General features: G+C 72.6%; 13 protein-coding genes. 4 read left to right on the forward strand and 9 right to left on the reverse strand.

The genetic code is table 11. The annotated features are described in order from the left end of the window. Positions 1-193 precede the first annotated feature (193 nt). Positions 194-949: a hypothetical protein gene (locus IOD16_RS33260; RefSeq protein ID WP_201437649.1), complete on the forward strand. Its 756-nt coding sequence runs from the start codon at positions 194-196 to the stop codon at positions 947-949. A 51-nt stretch (positions 950-1,000) separates the two neighbouring features. Here IOD16_RS33260 and purH read toward each other — a convergent pair whose 3' ends face one another. The 7 genes from purH to IOD16_RS33295 all read right to left on the reverse strand — a co-directional run bounded on the left by purH (position 1,001) and on the right by IOD16_RS33295 (position 9,738). Beyond that, positions 1,001-2,584: a bifunctional phosphoribosylaminoimidazolecarboxamide formyltransferase/IMP cyclohydrolase gene (purH, locus tag IOD16_RS33265; RefSeq protein ID WP_123745357.1), complete on the reverse strand. Its 1,584-nt coding sequence runs from the start codon at positions 2,582-2,584 to the stop codon at positions 1,001-1,003. Next, complete coding sequence (gene purN / locus IOD16_RS33270) at positions 2,581-3,243, reverse strand: phosphoribosylglycinamide formyltransferase (RefSeq protein ID WP_236594530.1); 663 nt, start codon at positions 3,241-3,243, stop codon at positions 2,581-2,583. The genes purH and purN overlap by 4 nt, the downstream gene beginning before the upstream one ends. Positions 3,244-3,271: 28 nt before the next feature. Next, positions 3,272-4,837, reverse strand: a complete 1,566-nt coding sequence (locus IOD16_RS33275) for a cell division protein PerM (protein ID WP_201437650.1) — start codon at positions 4,835-4,837, stop codon at positions 3,272-3,274. A gap of 101 nt (positions 4,838-4,938) precedes the next feature. Next, a complete protein-coding gene (locus IOD16_RS33280) occupies positions 4,939-5,592 on the reverse strand; it encodes a DUF5336 domain-containing protein (RefSeq protein WP_201437651.1) in 654 nt (217 codons plus the stop codon). 184 nt (positions 5,593-5,776) lie between these two features. Next, a complete protein-coding gene (gene sucD, locus IOD16_RS33285) occupies positions 5,777-6,667 on the reverse strand; it encodes a succinate--CoA ligase subunit alpha (RefSeq protein ID WP_123745354.1) in 891 nt (296 codons plus the stop codon). 2 nt (positions 6,668-6,669) lie between these two features. Continuing rightward, on the reverse strand, positions 6,670-7,839 hold the full coding sequence (sucC, locus tag IOD16_RS33290; RefSeq protein WP_123745353.1) for an ADP-forming succinate--CoA ligase subunit beta: 1,170 nt from the start codon (positions 7,837-7,839) through the stop codon (positions 6,670-6,672). Between the two features lie 267 nt (positions 7,840-8,106). Continuing rightward, on the reverse strand, positions 8,107-9,738 hold the full coding sequence (locus IOD16_RS33295; RefSeq protein WP_123745352.1) for a hypothetical protein: 1,632 nt from the start codon (positions 9,736-9,738) through the stop codon (positions 8,107-8,109). Positions 9,739-9,857: 119 nt separating this feature from the next. Between IOD16_RS33295 and IOD16_RS33300 the strand changes: the two genes are divergently transcribed. Further along, complete coding sequence (locus IOD16_RS33300) at positions 9,858-10,802, forward strand: alpha/beta fold hydrolase (RefSeq protein ID WP_170185205.1); 945 nt, start codon at positions 9,858-9,860, stop codon at positions 10,800-10,802. Between the two features lie 272 nt (positions 10,803-11,074). Further along, positions 11,075-11,833 carry a M23 family metallopeptidase gene (locus IOD16_RS33305; RefSeq protein ID WP_236594531.1) on the forward strand — a complete coding sequence of 253 codons (759 nt, stop codon included), beginning with the start codon at positions 11,075-11,077 and terminating at the stop codon, positions 11,831-11,833. A gap of 375 nt (positions 11,834-12,208) precedes the next feature. On the opposite strand, the gene pcrA is transcribed toward IOD16_RS33305, so the two are convergent. Beyond that, entirely contained in the window at positions 12,209-14,551 is a 2,343-nt protein-coding gene (gene pcrA, locus IOD16_RS33310; RefSeq protein ID WP_201437652.1) for a DNA helicase PcrA, read from the reverse strand. A gap of 216 nt (positions 14,552-14,767) precedes the next feature. Here pcrA and IOD16_RS33315 point away from each other — a divergent pair, with 216 nt between their 5' ends. Then, positions 14,768-15,028 carry a chorismate mutase gene (locus IOD16_RS33315; RefSeq protein ID WP_123745350.1) on the forward strand — a complete coding sequence of 87 codons (261 nt, stop codon included), beginning with the start codon at positions 14,768-14,770 and terminating at the stop codon, positions 15,026-15,028. On the opposite strand, the gene IOD16_RS33320 is transcribed toward IOD16_RS33315, so the two are convergent. Beyond that, positions 14,997-16,154, reverse strand: a complete 1,158-nt coding sequence (locus tag IOD16_RS33320; RefSeq protein WP_201437653.1) for a histone deacetylase — start codon at positions 16,152-16,154, stop codon at positions 14,997-14,999. The genes IOD16_RS33315 and IOD16_RS33320 overlap by 32 nt on opposite strands. Positions 16,155-16,170: the final 16 nt, after the last annotated feature.

Genomic DNA, 16,170 nt, shown 5'->3' on the forward strand with positions numbered 1-16,170 from the left:
CCTCCCACAGATCCGCGCGCACCCCTGTGCGCGGATCGCCGTGGGAAGTTCGGCGACCTGTCTGTCGAACATCTGTTCGAACGACATGGTGATCTTATCCCGAGAGAACCACCCGCTGTCAATGCCGGCAGCGTCCACGATCGGGTGGCCGGCACACTGCTTCGCGCGCACCGACCGCACCACGGGGGGAACCGTGAACGCACCTCAGCACCCGCAACAGCCCCAGCACCGGCCGCAGCAGCCCGGGTACGGCCAACCGCCCGCCGGGCCGCACCCACCGCCCGGCCACCCACTGCCCAGCCACCCGCAGCCCGGCGGTTACGGCCCGCCGCCACCGCCCCGCAAGAAGCGGACCGGCCTCGTCATCGGGATCGTGGTGGGCGTCGTCGTGCTCGTGGTGGCCGGTGTGGTCGGCTCGATGTACCTCGAGTACGTCGACGAACCCGGTGGCGGCCCCGGCGCGGAACCCATCGCCCAGTGCGAGCTGAGCGCCGAGCTGAGGTCACAGGCCCACGTCAGCAGCTTCCGCCTCGTCCAGGCCCCGACCGACGCGAAGAAGGGCATGAAGCAGACCCACTGCGCGTGGGAGCAGACCAAGGGCGAGGACGGCCGCGACCCGCGCCGCCTCAGCTTCCTCGTCTACGACTTCACCACGTTCTCCGACAAGCCGGACCGCAACCTCGACCAGGCGCGCGACAACTACGCGAGCTTCACCTCGTACGCCACCGGCGAGCAGGCCAAGGCCCTCGGCGTCGGCGACGAGTCGATGATCCTCATCCCGTCCTCGCCGGCCGACCTCACCGAGGTGAACCTGTTGGTGCGCAAGGGCACGGTGGTGTGGAACATCCGCTACCAGGGCCACGACAAGGGTTTCCTCGCCGACTCGGACTTCCCGGTCGCGGACGCCGAGGCGGTGGCCCTCAAGGTCGCCGAGGAAGTGACCGGGTAACGCCGAAGGGGGCTCCTCGCACTCGGCGAAGAGCCCCCCGTCGACCTGTGGCTAGTGCGCGAAGTGCCGCGTGCCGGTGAGGTACACGGTCGCACCGGCCGCTTCCGCCGCCGCGATCACCTCGGCGTCGCGCACCGACCCGCCGGGCTGCACGACCGCGCGCACACCGGCCTCCAGCAGCACCTCGAGCCCGTCCGGGAACGGGAAGAACGCGTCCGACGCGGCCACCGCGCCCCGCGCCCGGTCACCGGCACGCGCCACCGCCAGCCGCGCCGCGTCGACCCGGTTGACCTGGCCCATGCCCGCGCCGACGGTCGCGCCGCCGGACGCCAGCAGGATCGCGTTCGACTTCACCGCCCGGCAGGCCCGCCACGCGAACGCGAGGTCGGCCAAGCCCTCCTCGTCCAACGGCGTGCCGCACACGTGGGTCCACTTGGCCGGGTCGTCGCCCTCGGCCTCGATGGTGTCCGACGTCTGCACCAACAACCCGCCGGACACCGCGCGCATCTCGACCCCGCCGCGCTCGGGCGCCGGCGCGACCAGGATGCGGATGTTCTTCTTGCGGGTGAGCACGTCCACCGCGCCGTCCGCGTACGAGGGCGCGATGATCACCTCGGTGAAGATCTCCGCCACCTGCTCGGCCATCTCCACGGTCACCTCGCGGTTCGCCGCGATCACGCCGCCGAACGCGCTCACCGGGTCGCACGCGTGCGCGTTGCGGTGCGCCTCGGCGATCGCACCCGGACCGTCCACCTTGGACACCGCGATGCCGCACGGGTTGGCGTGCTTGATGATCGCCACGCACGGCAGCTCGTGGTCCCACGCCGCCCGCCAGGCCGCGTCGGCGTCCACGAAGTTGTTGTAGGACATCTCCTTGCCGTGCAGCTGCTCCGCCGTCGCCAGCCCGGAACGCCCGTCGCCCTGCGTGTACAGCGCCGCCCGCTGGTGCGGGTTCTCGCCGTAGCGCAGCACCTGCTTGCGGTTCCACGTCGCGCCGACCCAGCCGGGGAAGCCGGAGCCCTCGTCGTCCGACGCGACCGCGCTGCCCAGCCACGACGCCACGGCCACGTCGTAGGACGCGGTGTGCCGGAACGCGTCCACGGCCAGGCCCTGCCGCTCGGCCAGCGTGAAGCCGCCGGCCTCGACCTGCTCCAGCACCCACGAGTACCGCGACGGGTCCACGACGACGGCCACGCTGGCGTGGTTCTTCGCCGACGCGCGCACCATCGCGGGGCCGCCGATGTCGATCTGCTCCACGCACTCGTCCGCCGACGCGCCCGACGCGACGGTGCGGGCGAACGGGTACAGGTTCACCACGAGCAGGTCGAAGGGCTCGATGCCCAGCTCGCGCAGCTTCGCCAGGTGCTCTTCACGCCGGGTGTCGGCGAGCAGGCCCGCGTGCACGCCGGGGTGCAGCGTCTTCACCCGGCCGTCCAGCGCCTCCGGGAACCCGGTGACCTGCTCGACCGGCGTGACCGGCACGCCCGCGTCGGCCAGCGCGCGCGCCGTGCCGCCGGTGGAGACGATCTCGACTCCGGCCGCGTGCAGGCCGGTGGCCAGTTCCACCAGACCCGACTTGTCGGAAACCCCGATCAGGGCCCGGCGAACCGGTCGCCTCTCGGCAGGAGTGGTCACGGGATGCTCACCTTTCGTCCGTTCACGGTGCAGCCCTCGCGGGCCAGGCGGGCGACCACGTCGACCAGCAGCCGCCGCTCCACCACCTTGATGCGCTCGTGCAGGCTTTCGACGTCGTCGTCATCGGCGACGACGACCGCTTCCTGGGCCAGGATCGGCCCGGTGTCCACACCGCCGTCCACCAGGTGCACGGTCGCGCCGCTCACCTTCACGCCGTAGTCGACGGCGTCCCGGACGCCGTGCGCGCCGGGGAAGGCGGGCAGCAGCGCGGGGTGGGTGTTGACCATCCGGCCGCCGAAGCGGGCCAGGAAGGCGGGTCCGAGGATCTTCATGAACCCGGCGGAGACCACCAGGTCGGGTTCGTGCGACTCGACGGCGTCGGCGAGCGCGGTGTCCCACGCGTCGCGGTCGGCGTGGTCGCGCAGCTTCACCGTGAAGGCGGGGACGCCGGCGCGCTCGGCGCGGCTCAGGCCCTCGATGCCGGCGCGGTCGGCGCCGACGGCGACCACCTCGACCGGGTATCCGGGGTCGGCCGCCGCGTCCAGCAACGCCTGCAACAGGGTGCCGGAACCGGAGACTAGGACGACGACCCTGGCGGGGACGGGAAGCCGGAGTGTGGTCGCGGCGCTCAGCGTGCTCTCCTTGCTGGGGACTGTCACAGCAGCTCAAGAGCAGCCTAGGCGTTGCCTAGCGGGGCTTGTCGGCCAGGTCCTCCGGGTCGACGTCGTCGGCCTCGTCACCCTCGTCGGAGTCGTCGTCCTCGTCCGGTTCGTCCTCGTCGGGCTCGTCGTCTTCGTCGAAGTCGGAGTCGGAGTCGTCGCGGTCGGGGTCGGGGTCGTCGGTGTCGTCCTCGGCCAGTTCCTCGTCGTCGAGGTCGTCGTACTCGTCGAGGTCGTGGTCGAACTCCTCGTCGTCCTCTTCCCCGTCGTCTTCTTCGTCTTCCTCGTCGTACTCCTCTTCGAGCTCGTCCGCGTCCTCGGCGTCCTCGGCGTCGAACTCGGCCTCGTCGTCGTAGTCCTCTTCGTCCTCCGCGTCCACGACGACCTCCGCTTCGGGCTCGGGCAGGACCACGCGCGGCGGCCGGGGCCCGGCGAACCAGGCCACCACCGCGCCCGGCACGGCCACCCAGCCGAACGTGAGCACGGCCAGCAGCCCGGCCGGGATGGTGACCGGGTTGAACGCCCCGCCGCCCAACGTGCCGCCGGCCACCGCCGCCAGCACCAGCGCGGTGACGCCCGCGGTGACCGCCGAGACCAGCACCGCGCGCACCCGGGCCCGCGGCGTCTCGGCCGCGTCGCGCAGCGAGAACCCGACCGCCACGCCGATCACGCCCGGCAGCACGAGCACCAGCGGCAGGTAGCCCGCCTGCGCCTCGGGCAACGCGGCCAGCAGCGGCACGGGCGGCACCGGGCCGCCGACGAACTCCAGCGGGCCGACCACCGCCGCGCCGATCGAGAACCCCGCCCCCGCCACGTACGACAGCGCGCCGACCACCGCGTTGGGCAGGTACGCCAGGCACAGCAGCCAGATGCCGAGGCCGGTGCCGATGGTGCCGCCGCTCTGGTCGAACAGCGACGCGGTGGTCGACCACGAGAACAGCAGCCCGAGCGCCAGCACCAGGGCGCCGCCCGCGACCAGCGCGAACAACGCCAACGCGCCCGCCCGCAGCCCGCGCCGCGCCACCGGGTCGACCCGCTCGAACACGACTTCCACCAGGCCGCACCGCTGCGCGACGCCCGCCACCGCGGCGAGCCCGGACACCACCGCGCAGCCGAAGAACGCCACCGCCGGCGTGGCGCGGACCGGGCCCTCGTCACCCATCAGGAAGGCGATCACGCTGCCCACCACGGCGTGCGCGCCGGCGATGCTGAACACCACCGACCGCGCCTGCAACGGCTCGAACAGCCCCAACCGGTCCGCCGCGCCCGCCGCCGCCCGGTACACCAGCAGCATCACCAGCGCCGTCGGCAGCAGCGGCAGCAGGCCGAGCTGCCCGCCGTCGAAGCGCAGCGGCACGTGGTGCGCGACCAGCCAGCCCGGCGCGGCGGCCGTCAGCACGCCGGTCGTCGAGAACGACGCGTGCGCGGCCGTCGAGGAGATCAGCGCCAGCAGGGCGGCGACGCCCGCGTAACCGACCACCACCGACCCGGCGGCGGTCATAGTGAGCACGCGCACCCGTTCGGCGCGGGAGAACTCGGGCGGGCGGACGGAGTCCGTCACGACGCCGTGCGAGGTCGTTTGCTGCACCGACATCCTCCCACTGTCCCAGTAGCGGTGAGCCGTTCGGGCGAGACTCGCCGGACACGCGAAGAGGGGTGGCGCCGGACACCCGCGCCACCCCTCCCACGACTTGGTCAGCCCTGCTGCGGGCCGCCGAACCCACCGGGCGGCGTGCCCTGGCCGGGCTGCTGGCCGGGCTGGCCGAACTGGCCGGGCTGCGGCATGTAGGACGTCGGCTGCGGCTGGCCCGGCTGCTGGGCCTGCTGGGGCGGCGGCGCCTGCTGGCCGAACTGGCCGGACGGCGGGCCGAACTGCTGCGGCTGCTGGCCCTGCTGCGGGAACGCGCCGGACTGCGGGTTCCAGCCACCGGGCTGGCCGTAGACGTTCGCGGGCTTCGGCTGGAGCTTCACGATGCCGGTCTCCAGCAGGAGGCTCATCACGACGGCCGCCGACAGCAGCAGCGACACGATCAGCAGCACGATCTGCATGCCCTGGACGTCGGCCTCGGTGGTGATCAGCCCCTGGAGCAGCCTGAGCGTGGGGATCAGCGCGATCGGCACCGCCGCGTACAGCAGGCCCTTGGGTGCCCGCGGCAGCACGGACAGGCCGGCGAGGATGCCCGCCGCGATCAGGAAGTCGTCGAACTGGACGTCGTCGGCGAACGCGAGCAGGAACGCGATCAGCGCCAGACCGGCGGCGACCAGCGGAAGGATGAGGTTCAGGTTCACACCCACCGCCGGCTGCGCCGGACCCGGCTGCTGCTGAGGGGCGCCGTACGGCTGGGACATGATGCGGTCTCCTCCACCTTCGGAACTGATTTCGGGTCGACAGAACGCTAGCCGATGCGCACTCTCCGACGGCGACCGGACCTCCGTGGTTCCCCCCAATGTGCGCATTGACTCGTCCCCGGAACGCACTGAGGGCCACCTCCCGGGGGAGGCGGCCCTCAGCGTTCGCACGAACGGCCCAGTGTCAGCCGATGGACTGCATGATCTCCCGCATCAGCGCGGCCGTCTCGCTCGGCGTCTTGCCGACCTTGACGCCCGCCGCCTCCAGGGCTTCCTTCTTCGCCTGCGCGGTGCCGGCCGAGCCGGACACGATCGCGCCCGCGTGGCCCATCGTCTTGCCCTCGGGCGCGGTGAAGCCCGCCACGTAGCCGACGACCGGCTTGGTGACGTTCTCCTTGACGTAGGCCGCGGCCCGCTCCTCGGCGTCGCCGCCGATCTCGCCGATCATCACGATCGCCACGGTCTCCGGGTCGGCCTCGAAGGCCGCCAGCGCGTCGATGTGGGTGGTGCCGATGATCGGGTCGCCGCCGATGCCGATGGCGGTGGAGAAGCCGAAGTCGCGCAGCTCGTACATCATCTGGTAGGTCAGCGTGCCGGACTTCGACACCAGACCGATCTTGCCCGCGCCGGAGATGTTGGCCGGGATGATGCCCGCGTTGGACTGCCCGGGGCTGATCAGGCCGGGGCAGTTCGGGCCGATGATCCGGGTCTTGTTGCCGGTCGCCACGGCGTGCGCCCAGAACGCGGCGGTGTCGTGCACCGGGATGCCCTCGGTGATCACGACGGCCAGGCCGATGCCCGCGTCGATCGCCTCGATCACGGCCGCCTTGGCGAACGCCGGCGGCACGAAGATCACGGTGACGTCGGCGCCGGTCGCCTCCATGGCCTCGGTCACGGACCCGAACACCGGCAGCACGTTGCCGTCGAAGTCGACCTTCTCGCCGGCCTTGCGCGGGTTCACGCCGCCGACGATGTTCGTACCGGAGGCCAGCATCCGCTTGGTGTGCTTGGTGCCCTCGGCGCCGGTCATGCCCTGGACGATGACCTTGCTGTCCTTGGTGATGAAGATAGCCATCGTCAGACCCCCGCAGCCGCGAGCTCGGCGGCCTTGTCGGCCGCGTTGTCCATAGTGTCCACCACGGTGACCAGCGGGTGGTTGGCCTCGGCGAGGATCCGGCGGCCCTCCTCCACGTTGTTGCCGTCCAAGCGGACCACGAGCGGCTTCTTGGCCTCGTCGCCCAGGATGCCGAGCGCGGCCACGATGCCGTTGGCCACCGCGTCGCACGCGGTGATGCCGCCGAAGACGTTCACGAAGACGGAACGCACGTCGGGGTCGTGCAGGATGATGTCCAGGCCGTTGGCCATGACCTCGGCCGACGCGCCGCCGCCGATGTCGAGGAAGTTCGCGGGCTTGACGCCCTTGTGCTTCTCGCCCGCGTACGCCACCACGTCGAGGGTGGACATCACGAGACCGGCGCCGTTGCCGATGATGCCGACCTGGCCGTCCAGCTTGACGTAGTTGAGGCCTTTCGCCTTGGCCTTGGCCTCCAGCGGGTCCTCCGCCTGCTTGTCCACCAGCGCCTCGTGGTCGGGGTGGCGGAAGGAGGCGTTCTCGTCGAGCGTGACCTTGCCGTCGAGGGCGACGATCTTGCCCTCGGGGTCGCGGACCAGCGGGTTGACCTCGACCAGCGTGGCGTCCTCGGAGACGAAGGTCTCCCAGAGCTTCACGATGACGTCGGCGACCTGGTCGGCCACCTCGGCGGGGAACTTGGCGGCGGCCACGATCTCGTCGGCCTTCGCGCGGTCGACACCGGTGATCGCGTCCACCGGCACCTTGGCCAGGGCCTCGGGCTTGGTCGCGGCGACCTCTTCGATGTCCATGCCGCCCTCGACGCTGGCCATGGCCAGGAAGGTGCGGTTGGCGCGGTCGAGGAGGAAGGAGAAGTAGTACTCCTCGGCGATGTCGGACGCGGGCGTCACCAGCACGCGGTGGACGATGTGGCCCTTGATGTCCAGGCCGAGGATCGCCTCGGCCTTGACCTCGGTCTCGTCCGGGGTCTCGGCGAGCTTGACGCCGCCGGCCTTGCCGCGGCCGCCCGTCTTGACCTGGGCCTTGACCACGACGGTCTGGCCGAAGCGCTCCGCGATGGCCTTGGCCTCGGCGGGGGTGGTCGCCACGTCGCCCGGAAGTACCGGGACGTCGTGGGCGGCGAAGAGGTCCTTCGCCTGGTACTCGTACAGGTCCACTCGGGTCTCCTGCGACGTCGGTGTCGGACACCGCGTCAGGTCGTGCGGTCCTCTGAGGTCCCGGCGCTCCAGGCTGGGGCCTGGTGCCCACACGTACCAGGCATCACCTGGAACGCCGGCACAGCCGTGGGGGGACCGGCTCGACGCGGCTTCGCAAGACACTATCGACCTGCCCGGAGTCCACCGCACCCCACGCCCGTGAACTCCGTCATAGAGGTGGTGAGGTCGATCACGACCGCCGGTCGGGCGGGTGGGCGCGCGGTCGGTTCAGCGGGCCGTCCGCAGGGCGCCGGCGATGACGAACGCGGCCGTCGCGGCGGCGGCCAGCCACAGCCCCGGACCGGGGGCGGCCTCGGCGGCGCGCGCCGCCGTGAGCGGGTACTCCCAGGCGCGCACGGCGGTGACGACGGCCGCGCCCAGCAGCAGGGCCGCGCCGCGGCCCGGCCGGGCCCTGAGCGCGACCACCGCCGCGACCACGACCGCGAGCAACGCCACGAGCAGGCCGAACGAGCCGACGCGCAGCCCGAACGCGCCGATCGCCACGTAGTCCGGGGCCCGCAGCACGGGCAGGGCGAACGCGCCGACCGCGAGCAGCGCGGCGATCAGGGCGGCGGCGAGCAGCGGCAGCGGCGGTTCGGCCGGGGCCGTGCCCACCTCGTCCCGCTCGACCGCGCCGGCCAGGGCGGCGGTGACGGCGGCAGCCGCGGCGGCGACCACGGAGCCCGCCGTGAACCAGACCCCGGCGCCGGGCTGGACCACGTCGACCCGGGTCGCGGTGAAGACGGCGTCGAGCGCGCCGGCGGCGCTGAGCGGGATGGTGGCGACGGCGACGGTGAAGGCGGGGCGGACGGCGGCCTTGGCCAGCAGCGCGGCGGCCAGGACGCCGGTCGCGATCGCGGCCGGCCAGAGCAGGCGGGCGGCGTAGTCGACGGGCGGCGGTGAGCCGTCGGGCAGGACCAGGTGGTCGGTCGACGCGCCGACCGCGGCCATCGCGGCGGCGATCAGGCCGAGGGTGCCCGCGATGACGTGCAGGCGGCGTTGGCCCGGCAGCTCGACGTCGCGCTCTTCTGTGTTCTTGTCGTCGCGCACGGCCCGCTGCGGCCAGGCGAGCGCGACGGCGCCGGCGAGGACCAGGAAGGGGCCCACGGCGAGGCCGAGGGCGTCGACCGCGACGGCCGCGGCGATCGGCGGCACGGCGCAGGACAGCAGGACGGCGGCGAGGCCGAGCAGCCCGCCCCGGCGTGCCTCGTGCGTGGTGGCGCTGGCCGCGAGGACGGCGAGCGCGGGCGCGGCCAGGGTGAGGACGAGACCGCCGACCATCGGCAGCGTCGGCGAGTCGACCGCCCCGCGCGCCGGGATCAGCGCGTCGGAGGAGGTGAACGGCGCGGTGAACAGGCCGATGCCCGCGACGATCCCCGCCGTGGCCGGCAGGGCGAAGTTCGCGCGTTCGCCGCGCGCGTCCGGTTCCGCGCCCAGGGTGGCCAGCAGGCCCGCGCCGATGAGCAGGACGTGCCCGGCCAGGAGCAGCCACAGGCCCGCGGCGGGTCCGGGCGGGTCGAGGCTGGTCGGGCGCATCAGCTCGGGGCGCGCGGCGTCGATCGGGTCGACGAGGAGCTGCAGGTCGGCGAACAGCCGGCCGACGGCGAACACGGCGGGCGCCACGAGGGCCGCCGCCGCGGTGAGCTCCTGCCCGCGGGCGAGGAAGAGCACGGCCAGGGCCGTCGGGAGCAGGGCGAGCGGGGCCAGCGCCGGCCAGGCGGTGAACGCGGGCGGCGCGGAGCCGTCGACCACGCCGACGACCGGGGCCACCGCGGTGAGCAGCGCGCCGGCCACGGCCGCGCCGACCGCCGCCCGGAGCCTCGTGCGGACCGGTGAGACCGGTTCAGCGGTTCGGATCACCGGTCGGACGCTAGCAAAACGGAGCCGGCGCCGACGGCCGCGGTCGGGACCGCCGGGGGTTGTGGACGGCGGCTGTCGGGTACTGCCCGTGAGTGCGGGCATCACCTACTTTCAGCCCTATGAGTGACGCGGTGCGGCGGCTCGTCGAGACCTGGTCGGGCCGGGTCGGCGCGAGCGTGGACGCCGGGCTGGGCGTGGCGGGCGAGGCCCTCGGTCTCGCCGGCGACGTGCTCCGGGCCGCCGCCACCCCCGGTGGGGTGCGAGGTGTCGCCGTGGAGGCCGCCTGGCTGGCCGCGCGCACCGTCCTCTACCCGTGGGGCGTCCTGGAGGAACGGGCCAAGCCCGACGGGCACTACCGCACCGACCGCCTGTCGCCCCGCCGGCGCGGTCTGCTGGTTTCGGCCCCGGAGGTGGCGGGCACCCCGATCGTGTTGGTGCACGGCATCGGGGACAACCGGTCCGCCTTCGCAGTGCTGTCGGGGGCGCTGCGGAGGCGCGGCTTCGGTGCGGTGCACGCGGTGAACTACAGCGTGCTGACCGCGTTGACGGGGGACGTCCGGCGGTCGGCGGCGATGCTGGGCGAGCACGTGGAGCGGATCTGCGAGGAGACCGGATCCGACCGGGTGCACGTGGTCGGCCACTCGCTCGGCGGCCTGATCGCCCGTTATTACGTGCAGCGCCTGGGCGGGGACGCGCGCGTGGGCACGCTGGTCACCCTGGGGACCCCGCACCGCGGCACGTTGGCCGCCTACCTGCTGCCCACGGCGCTGACCAGGCAATTGCGGCCGGGTTCCGACCTGTTGTCCGAATTGGCCGAACCGTGCCCGCCCTGCCGCACCCGGTTCGTGGTGGTGTGGAGCGAGATGGACCAGGTGATCGTCCCGCAGCGGAACGCCCGGTTGGAGCATCCGGCGTTGGTCGTGGAGGAGCACCGGATACGTGATTCAGGTCACCTTTCGCTATCGGTTGATACCCGCACCCTTCAGCTCGTTGTGACCGCCCTCACGCATTCGTATGACAGTGGGGTTCACCCCATCGTGCCTGCACGCGCCGGGTATTCGTAGCCTGTTCATAACCCTGAGTCACCGGTCATACGCACGGATGTCCCACTGACCCCTAAACGGCCAACCTCGGCTTCGGGGATTGCCCTTAAGGGCTCCGCGCCGTTATCTTCCCCCGGTCCGTTGTCACGGTCTGGTCACAAGCAGGACGACGAGCCGGTACCCCGACCGGCTCAACCGGGATCCCCCGCCCGGTAGTCCGACCGGACTCCCCGAAGACGGAAGGCCAGGTTTTGTCTCAACACCGCTCCCCCGGCGGCCATACGAGTTCTGCTGTGCTCGACGAAGCGGTGGACCGCGCTTCGACCCGCACGGTGAGCACGCACCGGCTCCCGCCTCCGCCCTCGGCGCTGCGCGGACGGATCGTGGTCGCCGCCGTGGCCGTCGGCGCCTTCGCCGCCGCCGGCGCAGGGCAGACGCTCCACGCGCTCGGCTCCGACTCGCCGGCCTCCGCCGACGAGGTCACACCGCTCGCGAACGCCGCGGCCGATGGCGCCGCCGCGTTCGGCGTCGGTGGCACCGGCCCCGCCTCCCCGCAGGTCCTGCCCGTCGCCAAGACGGTCGACCCGGCGGCCGAGGCGCAGAAGCTCGTCAAGAGCCAGCACATCACCGAGACCCGCGAGGCCGAAGAGGCCGAGGCTCGGCGACCCAAGTTCGCCCGTCCCGCCGCCGGCGAGTTCACCTCCGGGTACGGAGGTCGCTGGGGCGAGATGCACTACGGCATCGACATCGCGGGCCCGATCGGCACGCCGATCCTGGCCGCCGCCGATGGTGTCGTGATCGAGGCCGGTCCGGCAAGCGGTTTTGGCCTGTGGGTCAAGGTCGAGCACGCCGACGGCTCGGTGACCGTCTACGGCCACGTGGACACCTACTCGGTGCGCGCGGGCCAGCGGGTCCTGGCGGGCGAGCAGATCGCGCGCATGGGCAACCGCGGCTTCTCCACCGGTCCGCACCTGCACTTCGAGGTCTGGAACGCGGACGGCAAGAAGATCAACCCGCTGGGCTGGCTGAACGCCCAGGGCATCAGCGTCTGAGCCGACCGGGCTCGTCACCGCGCAGACAGCTCACAGCGCAGATACCGAAGAGGGGCCGGGCTGCTCGGCAGCCCGGCCCCTCTCCTGCGTGGAACCGCCCCCCGAAGGTGATCCCTCGTGCGGTCACCGCCCCGACGCGGCTCCCGCCTTGCCACCTACCCCCGTAGGCAACCCCCTGTGCCGCCAAGCGCTCCCCCTGGCCGGGTTCACCCCGATCGACCCGGCCGTCCCGCTCGTGACACCCCTATAGACGCACGTGCGGGATCCGGGTTGCACGGAAATCAGGCCACGTTCAGGTGAACACCGGTCGACCCTCTGGGGGCCGGCCGGCACACCTCTACACACGTAAGGCGGCGAACTACGGCTGAGCGCGCCTCAGAGCTTCACGAGGGGCACGCCGCCGATGAGCATCAGCCGCACCGTTCCCGCGCCGCCGAAGTCGATCGTGGCGGTCGCGCGGGGCCCGGAGCCGTCCACGGCCACCACGCGGCCGAGGCCGTACTTGTCGTGGCTCACCCGGTCGCCCACGTCCAGCTTCAGCGCGGGCGTGTCCTTCCAGCCCGCGTTCGTCGGCGCCGGGCGCGACGGACCGGAACCGCGACCGCCGCCCCACGAGGTCGGCGCGGACGGCGCGGAGCGCTTGGGCTCCGTGCGCCGCCAGTCGAGCAGGTCGGCCGGGATCTCGTCCAGGAACCGCGACGCCGGGTTCGCCGAGGGCTGGCCCCACGCCGAGCGCACCAGCGCCCGCGACAGGTACAGCCGCTTCTGGGCGCGCGTGATGCCGACGTACGCCAGGCGCCGTTCCTCGGCCAGCTCCGTCGGGTCGCCGAGGGCGCGCAGGTGCGGGAAGACGCCGTCCTCCCAGCCGGTGCAGAACACCACCGGGTACTCCAGGCCCTTGGCGGTGTGCAGGGTCATCAGCGTGACCACGCCGTCGGACTCCGCGTCCGGCACCGAGTCGGCGTCCGCGACCAGCGACACCCGCTCCAGGAACGCCGCGAGCGAGCCCTCGGAGGGCAGGTCCCCGAGGTCGGAGGCCGCCACCTCGTCCGGCGCGGGGGTGTTCAAGTCCCCGAACTCGCGGGCCACCGTGACCAGCTCGTTCAGGTTCTCCACCCGGGTGTGGTCCTGCGGGTCCTCGCTGGCCTCCAGCTCGGCCCGGTATGCGGTCTTCTCCAGCACCGCTTCCAGGACGTCGGCCACGTCGTCGCCGCGCTCGACCAGCACGCCGAGCTCGTCCATCATCTCGACGAAACCGGCGATCGCGTTGCGCGAGCGCGGGTTGAGCAGCGGCACCTTGCCCGTCACGGCGTCGCGCAACGCCGCCGCGAAGCCGATCCGCTCGCGCTCGGCGTACATCGACACGCACGCCTCCGCGCGCTCGCCGATGCCGCGCTTGGGCACGTTCAGGATGCGCCGCAACGACACCGTGTCGTCGGGGTTGGACAACGCCCTCAGGTACGCCAGCGCGTCGCGCACCTCGCGCCGCTCGTAGAACCGGACGCCGCCGACCACCTTGTAGGGCAGGCCGAGGCGGATGAAGATCTCCTCGAACACGCGCGACTGGTTGTTGGTGCGGTAGAACACGGCGATCTCGCCGTTGTTCGCCTCGCCGCCGTCCACCAGGTGGTCGATCTCGCGGGCGACGAACGCCGCCTCGTCGTGCTCGTTGTCCGCGACGTAGCCGACGATCTTCTCGCCGTCGCCCAGGTCGCTCCACAGCCGCTTGTCCCGGCGGTTCGGGTTGCGCGAGATGACCGCGTTCGCCGCGCTCAGGATCGTCTGGGTGGACCGGTAGTTCTGCTCCAGCAGGATCGTGGTGGCCTGCGGGTAGTCCCGCTCGAACTCCACGATGTTGCGGATCGTCGCGCCGCGGAAGGCGTAGATCGACTGGTCGGCGTCGCCCACCACGCACAGCTCGCCCGGCGGCACGCCGTCCTCGCCGGTGCCGATCAGCTCGCGGACCAGCGTGTACTGCGCGTGGTTGGTGTCCTGGTACTCGTCGACCAGCACGTGCCGGAACCGGCGGTGGTAGTGCTCGGCCACGTCCGGGTGGTTCTGCAGCAGCTCGACGGTCCGCATGATCAGGTCGTCGAAGTCGAGCGAGTTCGAGTCGCCGAGCCGGCGCTGGTAGCTCTCGTAGACCTCGGCGACGCGGCGCTCCAGGTCGTTGCTCGCGCGCTCCTTGGCGGTGGCGGCGTCGACCAGCTCGTTCTTCAGGTTCGAGATGTGGATCGCCAGCGTGCGCGCCGGGTAGCGCTTGGGGTCCAGGTCGAGGTCCCGCGCCACCAGCGTGATCAGCCGGCGGGTGTCGTCGGAGTCGTAGATGGAGAAGCTGGACGACAGGCCGAGGGTCTTCGCCTCGCGGCGCATGACCCGCACGCACATCGAGTGGAACGTGGACACCCACATCGAGCGGGCCCGCGCGCCGACCAGGTCGGCCACGCGTTCCTTCATCTCGGCGGCGGCCTTGTTGGTGAAGGTGATCGCCATGACCTCGCCGGGGTGGACCTGGCGCTCGGCGAGCAGGTAGGCGATGCGGCGGGTGAGCACGCGCGTCTTGCCGGAGCCCGCACCCGCGACGACCAGCAACGGGGCGCCCGCGTGCTCGACGGCCCGTCGCTGGGACGGGTTGAGGTCTTCGAGCAGCCGCCCAGAAGGGGAATGCGCGGACCGGGAGGAGGGGGGACTTGCAGGCAAGTCGAACAAGGCGCTCATCGCCTGTCCACGTTACCGGGTACCCCCGACAGTCCGTGGCTGTGGCATGATGAGCGGGTGCGCATGGCCCACTTCGAGTTTTTTTACGGGAACCGGACTCCGGCTCCCGTGGACCGCTAGCGCCGACAAGCCACCACGAAGCCCCGGAGTCCTCGGACCCCGGGGCTTCGCTGCTGCCAGGGCTGGGACTCCAACCAGAGTCGAGAGGTCGTCACGATGAACAGCACCGAAGCCGCACCGGACATCGACGCGCTGCGCCAGGAGATCGACCACCTGGACGCCGAGCTGCTGAGGCTGGTCAAGCGGCGGGTAGAGGTCTCCAAGGTGATCGGCGCGGCGCGGATGGCCGCCGGCGGCACCCGGATCGTGCACAACCGGGAGATCGACGTGATCAACCGCTACAAGGACCTCGGCCCGGAGGGCCGGGACCTGGCGATGATCCTGCTCAGGCTGGGCCGCGGCCACCTCGGTCGGTAGGGCCGTTCGATCGCCGCTGCTCCGCGGACGGCGGGCGAGGTCGCCGCCGCGGCTCCGTCCGCGGCTCGGCGGCGAATCTCCAGGCGGTGAGGGTGGACCTGGCCCTGGCCAGGTCCACGTCCACCAGCTGGGTGTCGTCCGGCACGTAGGCGAGCGGGTCGTCCAGCAGGTCCAGGCCGAGCAGGCCCTCCACCAGCGCGTGCAGGCACAGCGCCGAGTAGCCGCGCAGGTAGCCGCCCTCCTGCGTGAGCACGGTCGGCAGGCCGAGCCCCGACACCGCCCGGCCGATGTCCCGGTAGCCGGCGGCGGTCAGGTTGTGCCTGCCGTTCGGGTCGAACGCGGAGCCGTCGAACCCGGACGCGCAGACCAGGAAGTCCGCGCCGAACTCGGCCAGCGCCGGGAACGCGATCTCCGCCAGCGCACGCCGGTACGCGCCGTCGCCCGCGCCCAGGGACAGCTCGACGTTGATGTTCGACGCGCCCGACTCGGCCGGCGCGCCGGTCTGCGCGTGGTTGGCGCCCCACGGGCCGTGCCGCATGTGCACGGACACCGTGAGCACGTCGTCGGTGTCGCGGAACACCTCCTGCGTGCCGTTGCCGTGGTGCACGTCCCAGTCCAGGACGGCGACCCGGCGACCCGCGCGGCGGGCCGTCTCGGCGACCAGCGCGGCGTTGTTGACCAGGCAGTACCCGTCCGCCGCGGTCGGCTGGGCGTGGTGGCCGGGCGGGCGGACCAGGGCGTAGGCCAGGCGCGTCCGGCCGGCCGCGACCGCCTCGTAGGCCGCCAGCGCGGTGCCGGCGGCGGCCCGCACCGCGTCCCACGAGCCGGGGCCCACGACGGTGTTCGCCTCCACCACCGTGCGCCGCTCGCACGCGGTCCGCAGCCGGGCCAGGTAGGACGGCGCGTGGACGCGGGCCAGCTCCTCGTCGTCGGCGAACCGGCCGGTCGACCAGGACAGGTGCGGCGCGACCGGCCCGTGCGCCAGCGCGTGCCGGAACGTGCGCAGCCGGGCCGCGTTCTCCGGGTGCGGTTCGGGCTCGTCGAGCCACTCCCACCGGCCGGGCAGCTCCCACAGCCCGGCGCCGGTGTCGTGCGCCAGGCAGGCGTCGTGCCAGAAGACCTCCACCCCTGGGAGATATCAG

It is taken from the genome of Saccharothrix sp. 6-C (genome assembly GCF_016695385.1).
Taxonomy (GTDB): Bacteria; Actinomycetota; Actinomycetes; order Mycobacteriales; family Pseudonocardiaceae; genus Actinosynnema; species Actinosynnema texasense.

Coding starts and splice junctions, on each gene's coding strand:
- IOD16_RS33275 (WP_201437650.1), bottom strand. CDS start 4,837: ATGTCGGTGCAGCAAACGACCTCGCACGGCGTCGTGACGGACTCCGTC.
- IOD16_RS33280 (WP_201437651.1), bottom strand. CDS start 5,592: ATGTCCCAGCCGTACGGCGCCCCTCAGCAGCAGCCGGGTCCGGCGCAG.
- sucD (WP_123745354.1), bottom strand. CDS start 6,667: ATGGCTATCTTCATCACCAAGGACAGCAAGGTCATCGTCCAGGGCATG.
- IOD16_RS33300 (WP_170185205.1), top strand. CDS start 9,858: ATGAGTGACGCGGTGCGGCGGCTCGTCGAGACCTGGTCGGGCCGGGTC.
- pcrA (WP_201437652.1), bottom strand. CDS start 14,551: ATGAGCGCCTTGTTCGACTTGCCTGCAAGTCCCCCCTCCTCCCGGTCC.
- IOD16_RS33315 (WP_123745350.1), top strand. CDS start 14,768: ATGAACAGCACCGAAGCCGCACCGGACATCGACGCGCTGCGCCAGGAG.